This is a genomic window from Zunongwangia mangrovi, from assembly GCF_900112105.1.
Classification (GTDB): domain Bacteria; phylum Bacteroidota; class Bacteroidia; order Flavobacteriales; family Flavobacteriaceae; genus Zunongwangia; species Zunongwangia mangrovi.
This window is the reverse complement of record NZ_FOKV01000001.1, coordinates 618,301-632,040: the sequence shown is the minus strand read 5'-3', so window position 1 is coordinate 632,040 and position 13,740 is coordinate 618,301. Positions and strand designations below refer to the sequence as shown.

Genomic DNA, 13,740 nt, shown 5'->3' with positions numbered 1-13,740 from the left:
TTCGATAGTATTTAATAAAGCCAGTGATTATTTCTTCAGAATCCTTAATTTTAGGCTATGAAGAAATTTTTAGGCTTTCTAAAGTACTTTTTGGGCATTTTGATCCTGATTGTTGCCCTACTTTATATTTTCGATTACGATTATATCTTAAAAGGAATTAAAGTCACGTATCTAAATGGACATAAAACTGCCTATATCGATGATTATCCCGAATTTGATAACCGCGTAATTAAAGCAGATAGTCTACATCCACAGCCATGGCCAGAAAGCACAAATTACAACTCGGTTAAAGCGACCGATTCCTTAGAAAAACTAAACACAAAACTAAATACCGCTGCTTTTTTGATCATTAAAAACGACAGTATTTGGTTTGAAAAATACTACGATCAATATTCGGTTAACAGTAAAACCAACTCGTTTTCGATGGCAAAAAGCGTAGTTGTTGCGCTTTTAGGAAAAGCTATCCGTGACGGTTATATCACTAGTATTAATGAGCCGGTGAGTCATTTTTTTCCGCAGTTCGATATTCGGTTAACGGTGGGTGATTTAGCATCGATGTCGTCCGGGCTTAATTGGGACGAGAGCTATTATAATCCTTTTGGGCAAACTGCTAAGGCTTATTTTGATGATAATATTCGTGATCTGATTTTAAATCTTGAAGTAACTGGAACACCCGGTAAAAAGTTCAAATATCTTAGCGGAAACACAGAGCTTTTAGCAATGGTTTTAGAAGAAGCGACTGAAAAAACACTTTCTGAATATTTAAGCGAAAGTTTTTGGCAACCTTTGGGAATGCAAAGCAACGCACTTTGGCAACTCGATAGTGAAGAAAGCGGGATGGAAAAAGCTTATTGTTGTATCGCTAGCAACGCACGAGATTTTGCAAAATTTGGTAAGCTTTTTAACCAAAATGGACAATGGAATGGGCAACGACTTATTAATCCTTCTTTTGTTCGCAAAATGAAAAATCCGGCATTTAAAGATGCTCCATATTACGGATACGGGCTTTGGCTTAGTGACTACAAAGACAAAGAAATCTTTTATATGCGCGGAATTTTAGGGCAATACGTTATAGTAATTCCTGAAGATGATTTGATCATCGTTCGCTTAGGCCAGGGACTTTTAAAACGTAAAGGAGAAGAGAAACATAGCCCAGATTTTTATAGATATATTGATGAGGCTTATAAGATGCTGGAAGAAAAATAAGCTTTCTGTATAATTTTTTAAATAAGCATTACGTTAATATCTTCAAGCAACCATCAAAAATTTATGAATTTAAGAATACTAAAGTTCGCTATGATCATAGCGTTACTTAACTCATCATTTTGCCTTGCCGGCAACCAGAAGACAATCAAATTTTCCGCAAAATCGTACCAAAAAGATTCTATAACAGGATCTGGTATTACATTTACTAAAATCAATGATCAGGAAGTTAAAAACTTAGCGCTGTTAGGTGAAGTTTGGGGCTTTTTAAAATACCATCATCCTGAAATAGCCAGTGGAAATTACAATTGGGACAACGAACTTTTCAAAATACTTGAAGAAACAAAAAGCGCTTCAACTAATAAAGAACGTGATCAAATTTTGCTAGATTGGATAAATTCCTTCGGAGAAATTAAGAAGAACAAAACAAATGATACTGAATATGATGCATATCTAAAGCCAGATCATGAATGGATTACAACCGAAATAAGTTCAGCAGAATTACAAAATAAACTATTAGAAATCTACGAAAACAGAATCTCTTCATCAAAAATGCACTACGTAGATTATGCCAGCAAAAACGTAAAAAATCCAGCATTTCTAAACGAAGAAGCTTATGAGAATATCCCCTATCCTGAAACAGGAATTAGGCTAGTAGGACTTTTTAGATATTGGAATATTATTCATTATTTCTATCCCTATAAAGATATTATTGACAAAAACTGGAATAGCATTTTATCTGAATACATTCCAGAATTTGTGGAAACCAAAAACGAGTTGGAATATGAGAAAGTATTTTTAAAACTAATCGCAGAAGTTAAAGATACTCATGCCAATTTAGCCGGAGAAACAAATGAAATTAGCAAAGAACTGGGCACTTATTTTCCTCCAGTCCATCTTCGTTTTATTAATGATCAACTGGTTATAGATGACATTTATGAATCTGAAAAAATAGATCAATTGCCTGTTAAAGTTGGAGATGTGATCACAAAAATAAATGGTAAGAAAATATCTGAGATTGTGGAAGAAAAGATTCCGTACAGCCCGGCATCTAATCAGGCTACTCGATTAAGAAATATAAGTTATCTAATTCTTAGAAATACAGAATCTTCCAGTAACATTCAAATTAAAAATGAAAACGGACTAAAAGAAGTCGAGTTACCGCTCTTTAAATATGACGATCTGGATTTTTACCTTTTATTCAGGCAAAGTTCAGAAACTAAATCATATAAAATCCTGGAAGATAATATTGGATATATCGATCTTGGAATTATTAAGCAAAAGGAAATTAGTGATATTAAAAAAGAATTGATCGATACAAAAGGAATTGTTGTGGATATTAGAAATTATCCTAACGATTTTGTTGTCTATTCCCTTGGTCGATTTTTAGTTCCAAAAAGAAATAGCTTCGTAAAATTCACGACGATGAATCTAAATAATCCAGGCGAGTTTAATTTTGACAGAAGCAAAAAATTAGGTTCTAATAAAAAGTCTGCTTACCAGGGAAAAGTTGTTTTATTGGTAGATGAACGTACTCAAAGTCAGGCTGAATTTACGGCGATGGGCTTTCAGGCTTCACCTAACACCACTGTTATTGGAAGTACTACTGCCGGTGCCGATGGTAATTATTCCAGAATCATATTACCAGGCGGATTAGCTACCGGAATTTCTGGAATTGGAGTTTTCTACCCAGACGGTTCACCAACTCAACGAATAGGAATTCTTCCTGATATTGAAATAACACCCAGCTTAGAAGGAATTAGAAATGGTAAAGACGAACTTCTGGAAAAAGCAATCGAAGTGATTAATAAATAAAAGTTGTATCTTCAGAATATTGAAAATCAGCACTTATGCAACTTCAAAAACTCAATTTAGAGCATATTTTATTTTTGGACATTGAAACCGTTCCAGAATATGCTTTATTTGAGGAATTGGATGAAATAAAACAGGAACTTTGGGCCGAAAAAACAAAATACATTAGGAAAGAGGAATATTCACCGTCTGAGTTTTATCCCAGAGCAGGAATCTGGGCCGAATTCGGTAAGATTGTATGTATTTCAGTCGGATTTTTAAGTTTAAAAGACGGCAATCGTGATTTTAGGCTTAAAAGTTTTTCTGGCGACGAAAAGTCGATTTTGGTTAATTTCAGCTCACTTTTAAACGAACATTTCAGCAAGACCTATCATCTTCTCTGCGCCCATAATGGTAAAGAATTTGATTTTCCGTTTATCGCTCGCCGAATGATTGTCCATAATCTTAAACTTCCGGAGAAATTAAATAGTATTGGCAAGCGCCCGTGGGAAATTCCGCATCTGGACACTATGGAGCTTTGGCGTTTTGGCGATTACAAGCATTTTACCTCCCTAAAACTGCTTACCAACGTACTGGGAATTCCGTCACCTAAGAACGACATCGATGGCTCGCAGGTTTACGAAGTTTTTTATACTGAAAAAAATGTATCCAGAATTATCGAATATTGCGAACGTGATGTTGTTGCGATTGCTCAGATTGTATTGCGACTAAAACAGGAAACACTTTTAAAAGATTCAGAAATCAGCTCTGTTTCCTTATAATCTCATCTCTGGGATTTCCCCCTCAACAATTAGTTTTCCTTCCGTAGCGGCTATTATTTCGTCTACCCTAACACCTGGTGCTCGCTCTAGAAGCTTAAATCCTTCTTCGGTTACTTCGATCACGGCTAGATTGGTTACAATTTTGGTCACACAACCCACACCGGTTAAAGGAAGTGTACATTTTTTAAGCAATTTCGACTGACCCGCCTTATTGGTATGCATCATGGCGACGATGATATTTTCTGCGGAAGCTACCAAATCCATCGCGCCCCCCATTCCTTTTACCATTTTCCCCGGAATTTTCCAGTTGGCGATATCTCCATTTTCGGCAACTTCCATCGCGCCTAAGATCGTAAGGTCTACGTGCTTCCCGCGAATCATCCCAAAACTTAAGGCCGAATCAAAAAAACTTGCTCCCGGTAATGCTGTAATTGTTTGTTTCCCGGCATTGATCAAATCGGCATCTTCTTCGCCCTCTATCGGAAATGGCCCCATACCTAAGATCCCATTTTCACTCTGAAATTCTACTTCTATATCATCGCGCACAAAATTGGCTACCAAAGTAGGAATTCCAATCCCAAGATTTACATAAAACCCATCTTTCACCTCTTTAGCGATACGCTGTGCTATTCCGTTTTTATCTAACATAGTTTAATGTGTTAATTTGATGATGTGATAATTTGGCGATTAAATTATCCTCTGCTCTTATTTGTTGAAATAATTCGACTAAGCAACTTTTGAATTGAAAGTAATTTTTCGTCCAATTCTTCATCATAATTTTTAATATGTTCGGAAGACTTACAAAGTAAAAGCCAGTACTCAACTTCTTTTGCTTCCTTATCTGCTATTTTTAATTTATGTCCAAAATCCTTTCGGCTTTCTGAAGATTGCGCTTCCCAAATATTTGCGCCAATAGAGGTTCCACTTCTAATAAGTTGAGAAGCAATCTCATAATGCTTTTGCTCTTTTAGTTGTTCGGAATAATCAATTATACCCAGTGCAAACGCTAAGGATATATTTAAAATAATATTTTCTTTTTTGTACTCCATTCACCTCAACTCATTAGCATATTTTCGCATTACCACATCATCACACTACCGTTCTCACCGTCCTTTTTTCAATTCGTTTTTCGTAATCTTTTCCTTCAAAAATTCGTTGTACAAATATCCCCGGAATATGTATAAAATTAGGATCTAATTCGCCGGGTTCTACCAGTTCTTCCACCTCAACCACGGTTACTTTTGCTGCGCCACACATCACCGGGTTAAAATTTCTTGCGGTTCCTTTAAAGATCAAATTCCCGGCTCTATCTCCTTTCCAGGCTTTGATAAATGCAAAATCGGCTTTAAAAGCTTCTTCTAAAACATACATTTTGCCATCGAATTCTCGGGTTTCTTTTCCCATGGCAACTTCGGTTCCATAACCGGCAGGAGTATAAATAGCCGGAAAACCCTGTTGCGCTGCCTGGCATCTGGCCGCTAATGTTCCCTGCGGAATTAATTCAACTTCCAGCTCTTCACTCAACATTTGGCGTTCAAATTCAGCATTTTCGCCTACATAAGAAGATACCATTTTATCGATCTGTTTTTTCTGAAGTAACAATCCGAGTCCAAAATCATCAACTCCGGCATTATTTGAAATACAGGTTAAGTTTTTGATATTAAGACGTACCAATTCTGAAATTGCATTCTCTGGAATTCCGCTTAATCCAAAACCGCCAAGCATGAACGTCATCCCATCGTGAACACCTTCTAAGGCTTCTGCAACATTATTTACCGTTTTACTAATCATCGATTACTATTTTAGCTTAAAAATAAAGAAATTTCAAGATAATTGCAATATTTTAAAAAGTCCTTAATAAAATATCGATTTTGGATATTTAGAGAATATAATTTAATTCCGAAGAAAATATAAAAAAAGCCCAAACAGATTATACTATTTGAGCTTTTAGTTGTCGTAAATAATCTAAGGGAAAACCCTTTAGATATCTTTTTAGAAATCCAGTTCTTCTACTACTCCGCTATCTGGATTATTTGATCTTCCGTAAGTATCGCAATCTACCGAGATGGATAGGTTTTCTGGTCGTTCGAACTCGTCTTGAGAAATATTTAAATCTTCGTTAGCATAAACGCTTTTCATATACATTCCCCAAATTGGTAAGGCCATTGTAGCTCCCTGCCCATAAGTAATCCCAGGGAAATGAACAGAACGATCTTCTGCTCCAACCCAAACTCCTGTTACAAGGTTTGGTACCATACCCATAAACCAACCATCACTTTGATTTTGTGTAGTTCCCGTTTTTCCTGCAATCGGATTTTTAAAATCGTAAGGATAGCCTGTCACCGCTCTTTGGTAATCTAATCTTACCTCTCTACCCGTTCCTCTTAAACGAGCACCAGATCCATAGCGTGTTACTCCTTCCATAAGATTTACAGTAACATAAGCAGCTTCCTCGCTCATCACATCGTAAGTTTCTGGCACATTTTGAAATAAAACAGTTCCATTCTTATCTTCGATACGAGTTATAAGTACCGGTTTTACACGAACACCTTTATTTGCAAACGTACTGTATGCTGAAACCATATCATAAAGGCTAATATCTGCCGTTCCTAAAGCGATTGCCGGTCCTGTTGGAAAACCTTCAGTATCTATACCCAATTTTGAAATTAAGCTAATTACGTTACCCGGAGTTGTTTTGTCAATTACTCGAGCTGTAACCGTGTTTACTGAATTTGCCAAAGCCTCTTTTAAGCTCATCATACCTTTATACACATCGTCACCACTACCAGAGTTTCTTGGCGTCCAGTCGTCGATATTACCATATTTTCCTTTCGGAATAGTAAATTTATTTAAAGGCAATGTATCACAAGGGGACATTTTAAGCTGATCGATCGCAGTTGCATACACAAAAGGTTTAAAGGTAGAACCTACCTGGCGTTTTCCCTGCTTAACATGATCATATTTAAAATGTTTAAAATTGGTTCCCCCAACCCAGGCTTTTACTTCGCCGGTTGTTGGATCCATAGACATTAATCCAGATTGCAAGAAAGATTTATAATATCTAATCGAATCTCTTGGTGTCATCGTGGTATCGATATCACCTTTCCAGGAGAAAATACGCATTTCGCGAGGCTCATCAAAAGAAGCTAAAATTTCTTCTTCAGATTTTCCTTCCTGCTTCATTTTCTTATACCTGGCCGATCTTTTTATAGAACCATTAATAATATTGCTGATCATACTTTGATCGATATCTCTAAATGGTGCTGTTCTATTATTTTTATTTTGGCGATCAAATTCCTGCTGAATATGCGTTAAATGTTTTGTAACCGCATCTTCGGCATATTCCTGCATTTTAGAATCGATACTTGTGTAAACCTTTAAACCATCGCGGTATAAATTATATTTTTCACCATCTGGTTTAGGATTCTCGTCGATCCAATCTGATAAAAATTGTCTTGTATATTCTCTAAAATAAGTCGCAATACCATCATCATGTCCTTCAGGAGAGAAAGTGATCTTCATTTCTGTTTGCTGCAACGAATCCTTTTGCTGCTCGGTTAAAAAACCGTTTTTATACATCTGTACAAAAACCTGATTTCTTCGGTTTTCAACCAAATCTGGGCGACGCACAGGATTATATAAAGCAGAATTTTTAAGCATAGCCACTAAAACGGCAGATTCTTCCAGCTTAAGATCTTTAGGCTCTTTATCGAAATAAATTCGGGATGCTGAACGTACTCCTACTGCCTGATAAAGAAAGTCGTATTTATTCAAATACATCGTAATAATCTCTTCCTTGGTGTACTGTCTTTCTAAACGAGTTGCAATAACCCATTCTTTCATTTTCTGAAGCACACGCTCAAAAGTGTTATCTGTAGAAAAGTCTTCTGTAAATAACTGTTTTGACAACTGCTGAGTAATGGTACTCGCTCCACCTTTAGCTCCTAAATAAACTGCGGCACGAACAGTACCACGAGCATCGATACCGGCATGTTTGTAAAAACGTTCGTCCTCTGTAGCTACCAGTGCCTGTACTAAATGCTGCGGAAGATCTTCGTATTTAATTGGCGTACGGTTTTCACGATAATATTTCCCAAGAGTTTCCCCATCTGAAGAAATTAACTCGGTTGCAAGATTGGTTTCAGGATTTTCTAATTCTTCAAAAGTAGGCATTTTACCAAATACGCCCCATCCTGCCATTAGAAAGAAAAGGATAACCGCAAGCACTCCGACACCAAAAAGTGCCCAAAAACCAATAATATATTTACGGTTGCTCTGCTTAGGTTTAGTTTGCTTTTTACGAGATTCAGCCATTTGCTCTAATTATTCTGTGTAGTTTTTTCTATTCTGAAACCAACATCTGTGATTCCCTCTAAATTTTCTATTCCGCTTACATTGCCATTTTTTCTCATGGCCTGCCTAATATTTACCTGATATTCTCCCGGCTCTGTAAATTTCACACCTTCTTTATACCAAAGTTTACTTTCTTTTACATCACCAAAACCTGTACCAAGCCATTCACCATTAGGTAACGCCATTTCGTACTCTAAAGTATCACTAATTACTTTTCCTTTTGGAAACTGAATTTCGGTAATTAAATGCAGGTTGCTATACTTGTAATCGCTGTTATTTCTAACATTAATAAATAAGTTATAAGCCTTTAAAGAATCTAATTCTCCAATATTAAACGAAATAATCGAATCTTTATTCCATTGATTCACAGATTTGTATTCATCATAAACCCGCTTGGAATCACAACTCCAAAAAATCAGGCTAAAAATGGCCAAAATCGGAATAATGTTATTTCGCATTTTTTGAGGAAGATGGTTTAGTTTTCTTTCTTCTTTTCTTATTTCTGCGTTTCTTTTTGGAATGTGGTTTATCGAATCTGGTTAAGCTATCCTGTCCAACAACATTATTAAAGTCTGGTTGCTCTTCTTCCATTTGAAGGATCACTTCAAACTCTTCAAGACTACCAATACTTTCTCTTTTTTTGTTGCTTTCGATAATTTTATTAGCCTGTTCTACGGTTAACTTATGCCACGTCATCCACTCACCTTCGTAAGCATACCATAAAAAGCCTTTAAAAATATCGATTTTCTGGCAAACTGCAGTTCCTTTCTTTGTGTGAAGTTTGATATCAGACTTCGGAAAAGTTTTTAGAGATTCCAGATAGGTGTCTAATTCGTAATTAAGACAACATTTCAATTTCCCACATTGCCCGGCCAATTTTTGTGGATTTAGCGATAATTGCTGATATCTTGCTGCGCTGGTACTTACAGATCTAAAATCTGTTAACCAGGTAGAACAGCAAAGTTCACGACCACAAGAACCAATACCACCAAGTCTTGCAGCTTCCTGCCTTAGACCAATTTGGCGCATTTCGATACGGGTGTTAAACTCACGCGCAAATTCTTTAATTAGCTGACGGAAATCTACGCGATCATCTGCCGTATAATAAAAAGTTGCTTTTGAAGCATCACCCTGAAATTCGATATCGCTAATCTTCATACTAAGATTTAATCGAATTGCGATTTCTCGCGCTCGGGTTTTAATCTTCTCTTCTTTCGAACGTGCTTCTTCCCAAACGTCGATATCTTTTTGGGTTGCCTTGCGGTATATCTTTAACACCTCATCGCTATCCTGGGCAACTTTTTTCTTTTTCATCTGGATTCTTACCAGTTCCCCGGTAAGGCTAACCATACCTACATCGTGACCCGGTGAAGCTTCTGTAGCCACCACATCACCCATACTTAGGCTAAGATTCTCGGTATTTTTATAGAAATGTTTTCTTCCGTTCTTAAAACGTACTTCAACACAATTAAAAGGTTCTACTCCGTTTGGAAGGGACATATTAGAGAGCCAGTCAAAAACCGTAAGTTTATTACAACTATCTGTTCCGCAGGTTCCGTTACTTTTACATCCTTTAGGCTTACCGTCTTTACCGGTAGAGCAACTGCTACACGCCATAAATGTTATATATCTTGATAAGGAGTACTAAAAAGCCGAATCTCTTTTCTAAAAATAACCCGATATCCCGACCATCAATCTCACTCCTAAATCCCGGGACCTCAAAGGTATATTTCAAAAATTCGGCTTTCTAATTACGCTCCTTTAGGTTCATAAATAAGTTCTTAAACAGTAAAGATACCAATATTAATTGGCATCACCATTTAGAACGCAGGCTTAACTCTTATATTTTAAAACTTCAGAGCGGCCTTTCTTAAATATTTTATTACTATTTCCTTTTCCTCTTCTAAGCTCTTTTTGCTCTTCATAGGGAAGGGAATTTACTTTCATACAATCTTCGCTACAGCAATTATTCATTTCCATAGCGCACTCTTCACATTGAATAAAAAGAAGGTGACAAGCCTCGTTTGCACAGTTCACGTGGGTATCACATGGTTTACCACACTGGTGACAATGCGCAATCACATCTTCACTAATTCGTTCAGATCGACGATGATCAAAAACGAAGTTTTTTCCAATAAATTTATTCTCTAATTGTTGATTTTTAACCTGGCGGGCATATTCTATAATTCCGCCTTCTAATTGATATACATTCTGAAAACCACGATGCTTGTAATAAGCACTTGCTTTTTCACAACGAATACCCCCAGTACAATACATTAACAGGTTTTTATCCTCTTTATGTTCTTCAAGATCCTTTTCGATAATAGGCAAAGAATCTCTAAAAGTGTCTACATCTGGAGTTACTGCGCCACGAAAATGACCAATTTCACTTTCGTAGTGATTTCTCATATCTACACAAACCGTTTTTGGATCGTCTAATAACTGGTTAAAAGTAGCCGCATCTACATGAATACCTTTATTGGTCACATCGAAGCTGGCATCATTTAAACCATCGGCCACGATTTTATCCCGAACTTTCACTTTAAGCTTAAGGAAAGATTTAGAATCATGCTCGATCGCGATGTTTAGGCGACAACCTTCTAAGAAGTAAATTCCGTCGATAAATTCTTTAAACTCGTTGAATTTTTTTGCAGGAACAGAAAGCTGGGCATTGATACCTTCGTGTGCCACGTAGATTCTTCCCAGAACATCCATAGAATTCCAGGCAACAAAAAGATGATCTCTAAAAAGTTTAGGATTGCCTATTTTAGCGTAGGCATAAAAAGAGAGCGTAAGCCTATCTTCACCGGCTTCCTCGATTAATGCTTCTCTTTCTTTAGCGCTTAGTTTATTGTACAGTTGCATGCTATACTAATTTTAAGAATTAAAGAAATATTACAGTTTTTTAGTGGTAATTATTTTTACCGGACAGGCATTTTGAGCCTGCAAACATTCGGCAAATATACTATCATCGTGTGATTTAAGCGTATAAAAGCCTTTTTTTTCTTTAGAATGTAATAAGACGCTCTTTCCATCCTTCTTAGACATCTGAAATTCTGAAGGTGCCATCTCTACACAATAGTTGCAGCCAATACATTTTTCTCGCTGCAAAGTTACTACTACCATTAAGCCTTAACGATTTTATAGAGTTTATCTGAATTTCTTATTCTGAATGGTAATTTTATCGTACACGAATCTCCTTTCGATGCCATTTCTAATTGCTCGTCATTAACCATCATTTCAGAAAGTTCTACTTCTTGTGCTCCTGTAGTTGGACCGGTAATTAATAGTGTATCGCCTAATTTAATATCGTAAGCTTCGATCTTAAATTCACCAATATTGGCTTTAGGAAAATAATGCATTCCCTTACCAACATAAACTTTCTTTTGCGTGGCGTGAGATCCTGAACCTTCACTCCACTCCCCTAATTTTTGGCCTAAATAGTAACCACTCCAAAATCCACGATTATAGACTTTTTTAAGCTCCCCCATCCAGGCTTCCACCTTTTCTTCAGAGTATTCTTCAGCATAATAAGCATCGATCGCTTCACGATAGGTTTTTATCACTTTTGCTACATATTCTGGTGCGCGACCACGACCTTCAATCTTTAAAACCTTTGTACCGGCATCGATCACCTGGTCTAGAAAATCTAAAGTACAAAGATCTTTAGGAGACATCATATACTCGTTATCCAGCTCTACTTCAAAACCACTTTCCTGATCGATCACCGTATATTTCTTTCGACAATTTTGTTTGCACGCACCGCGATTAGCCGAAGAATTATGAGAATGTAAGCTCAAGTAACATTTTCCTGAAACTGCCATACACAAAGCACCATGTCCAAAAATTTCTATTTCAACCAAATTTCCGGAGGGCCCTTTAATTTGTTCTTTTTCGATCTGGTCGCAAATCTTTTTTACCTGTCGTAAACTCAGTTCCCTGCTTAATACCATTGTATCTGCAAACAGCGCATAAAACTTAACGGTTTCGATATTGGTAATATTAATTTGCGTAGAAATATGAACTTCCATCCCTATCTGTCTCGCATAAGCAATCACTGCCTGATCCATAGCAATTACCGCAGTTAGATTTGCAGCCTTTGCTTCATCCAGCAATGTTTTCACGATAGATAGATCGTGATCGTAAATAATCGTGTTTAGCGTAAGATAAGTACGTACGTTATTAACTTCACAACGACTGGCGATTTCTGGCAGATCGTCTATCGTAAAATTAATGCTCGCTCTGGCGCGCATATTTAATTGTTCTACGCCAAAATAAACCGAATCGGCGCCATTATCCAATGCTGCCTGCAAAGACTCAAAATTCCCTGCCGGAGCCATAAGTTCTATCTTTCCAGTGGTCGTCATTTTTAATAAAATTAAGGGCTGCAAAGATACATATTCTTTCAATTATTGGTTACATTTAAGCGAATCCAAAATTTCAGAAATTAAAATTCAAAATCGATAAAATCTGGCCGGTTCTTTGCTATAAAAATGTCACTGTGAATAAACCTGGGGATTTAAAATTGTGACCTAGTAAAACTTATAGTAATTTAGCAACTTGCAAAAACAGGAGAACAAAAATGAGTAACGATAAAGAAAAAGACGCAAAACTAAAAGCTCTTAAACTTACCCTTGACAAAATGGATAAAACCTATGGTAAAGGGACGGTAATGAAAATGGGAGATCAGGCTGTTGAAAACATCCCTTCTATTTCTACCGGCTCTTTAGGTTTAGACCTTGCTTTAGGCGTAGGTGGTTATCCAAGAGGAAGAATTGTTGAGATCTATGGACCAGAATCTTCTGGTAAAACAACCTTGACGCTTCATGCTATTGCTGAAGCTCAAAAAGATGGTGGTATTGCCGCTTTTATTGATGCTGAACATGCTTTTGATCGTTTTTACGCTGAAAAACTTGGGATCGATATCGAGAACCTAATCATTTCTCAGCCAGATAATGGTGAGCAGGCTTTAGAAATTGCCGATAACCTAATTAGATCTGGAGCGATAGACATTATTGTAATCGACTCGGTTGCGGCTTTAACGCCAAAAAGTGAGATCGAAGGAGAAATGGGAGACTCTAAAATGGGGCTTCATGCTCGATTAATGTCTCAGGCACTTAGAAAATTAACCTCAACAATTAGCAAAACTAACTGTACGGTAATTTTCATTAACCAGCTTCGTGAAAAGATTGGGGTAATGTTTGGAAACCCAGAAACGACTACCGGTGGTAACGCGCTTAAATTCTATGCTTCTGTACGTTTAGATATTAGAAGATCTACACAAATTAAAAACAGTAGTAGTGAAGTGATGGGTAATAAAACCCGAGTAAAGATCGTGAAGAACAAAGTAGCTCCGCCATTTAAAACAGCCGAATTTGATATTATGTACGGTGAAGGGGTTTCTAAAATTGGAGAGATTATCGATATAGGTGTAGACTACGAGATCATTAAGAAAAGTGGTTCGTGGTTTAGTTACGAAGATACCAAACTTGGCCAGGGTCGTGACGCCGTAAAAACCATCTTAAAAGATAATCCAGATCTAATGGACGAATTAGAAGTTAAGATTAAAGATGCTATTAAATTAGCAAAAGAAGAGGCTTAATTCATTTCT

General features: G+C 36.8%; 13 protein-coding genes. 4 read left to right on the top strand and 9 right to left on the bottom strand.

Annotated features, from left to right (window positions below; genetic code table 11):
• The first annotated feature begins 57 nt into the window (after positions 1–57).
• The 3 genes from BM201_RS02885 to BM201_RS02875 all read left to right on the top strand — a co-directional run bounded on the left by BM201_RS02885 (position 58) and on the right by BM201_RS02875 (position 3,776).
• Positions 58–1,206 (top strand): serine hydrolase domain-containing protein, encoded by a 1,149-nt coding sequence (locus BM201_RS02885; RefSeq protein ID WP_092539876.1) that lies wholly within the window; start codon positions 58–60, stop codon positions 1,204–1,206.
• Between the two features lie 90 nt (positions 1,207–1,296).
• On the top strand, positions 1,297–3,018 hold the full coding sequence (locus BM201_RS02880) for a S41 family peptidase (protein ID WP_175486961.1): 1,722 nt from the start codon (positions 1,297–1,299) through the stop codon (positions 3,016–3,018).
• A gap of 35 nt (positions 3,019–3,053) precedes the next feature.
• Positions 3,054–3,776: a 3'-5' exonuclease gene (locus BM201_RS02875; RefSeq protein ID WP_092539874.1), complete on the top strand. Its 723-nt coding sequence runs from the start codon at positions 3,054–3,056 to the stop codon at positions 3,774–3,776.
• Here BM201_RS02875 and BM201_RS02870 read toward each other — a convergent pair.
• The 9 genes from BM201_RS02870 to BM201_RS02830 form a co-directional block, all read right to left on the bottom strand.
• On the bottom strand, positions 3,771–4,424 hold the full coding sequence (locus tag BM201_RS02870) for a CoA transferase subunit B (RefSeq protein ID WP_092539873.1): 654 nt from the start codon (positions 4,422–4,424) through the stop codon (positions 3,771–3,773). The genes BM201_RS02875 and BM201_RS02870 overlap by 6 nt on opposite strands.
• Positions 4,425–4,468: 44 nt before the next feature.
• Entirely contained in the window at positions 4,469–4,825 is a 357-nt protein-coding gene (locus BM201_RS02865; RefSeq protein WP_092539872.1) for a four helix bundle protein, read from the bottom strand.
• Between the two features lie 40 nt (positions 4,826–4,865).
• The gene (locus tag BM201_RS02860; RefSeq protein ID WP_092539871.1) at positions 4,866–5,567 is read right to left on the bottom strand and encodes a CoA transferase subunit A; all 702 of its coding nucleotides are present in this window, start codon (positions 5,565–5,567) and stop codon (positions 4,866–4,868) included.
• A gap of 201 nt (positions 5,568–5,768) precedes the next feature.
• Positions 5,769–8,090 (bottom strand): penicillin-binding protein 1A, encoded by a 2,322-nt coding sequence (locus BM201_RS02855; RefSeq protein ID WP_092539870.1) that lies wholly within the window; start codon positions 8,088–8,090, stop codon positions 5,769–5,771.
• A 5-nt stretch (positions 8,091–8,095) separates the two neighbouring features.
• Complete coding sequence (locus tag BM201_RS02850; RefSeq protein ID WP_092539869.1) at positions 8,096–8,587, bottom strand: gliding motility lipoprotein GldH; 492 nt, start codon at positions 8,585–8,587, stop codon at positions 8,096–8,098.
• Positions 8,577–9,746: a PSP1 domain-containing protein gene (locus BM201_RS02845; RefSeq protein ID WP_092539868.1), complete on the bottom strand. Its 1,170-nt coding sequence runs from the start codon at positions 9,744–9,746 to the stop codon at positions 8,577–8,579. Before BM201_RS02845 ends, BM201_RS02850 begins: the two co-directional genes overlap by 11 nt.
• A 216-nt stretch (positions 9,747–9,962) precedes the next feature.
• A complete protein-coding gene (trhO, locus tag BM201_RS02840; RefSeq protein ID WP_092539867.1) occupies positions 9,963–10,994 on the bottom strand; it encodes an oxygen-dependent tRNA uridine(34) hydroxylase TrhO in 1,032 nt (343 codons plus the stop codon).
• A gap of 30 nt (positions 10,995–11,024) precedes the next feature.
• Complete coding sequence (locus BM201_RS02835) at positions 11,025–11,255, bottom strand: ferredoxin (protein ID WP_084841933.1); 231 nt, start codon at positions 11,253–11,255, stop codon at positions 11,025–11,027.
• Entirely contained in the window at positions 11,255–12,496 is a 1,242-nt protein-coding gene (locus BM201_RS02830; protein WP_092539866.1) for a peptidase U32 family protein, read from the bottom strand. The genes BM201_RS02835 and BM201_RS02830 overlap by 1 nt, the downstream gene beginning before the upstream one ends.
• 215 nt (positions 12,497–12,711) lie before the next feature.
• Between BM201_RS02830 and recA the strand changes: the two genes are divergently transcribed.
• A complete protein-coding gene (gene recA, locus BM201_RS02825) occupies positions 12,712–13,731 on the top strand; it encodes a recombinase RecA (RefSeq protein WP_092539865.1) in 1,020 nt (339 codons plus the stop codon).
• Positions 13,732–13,740 lie beyond the last annotated feature (9 nt).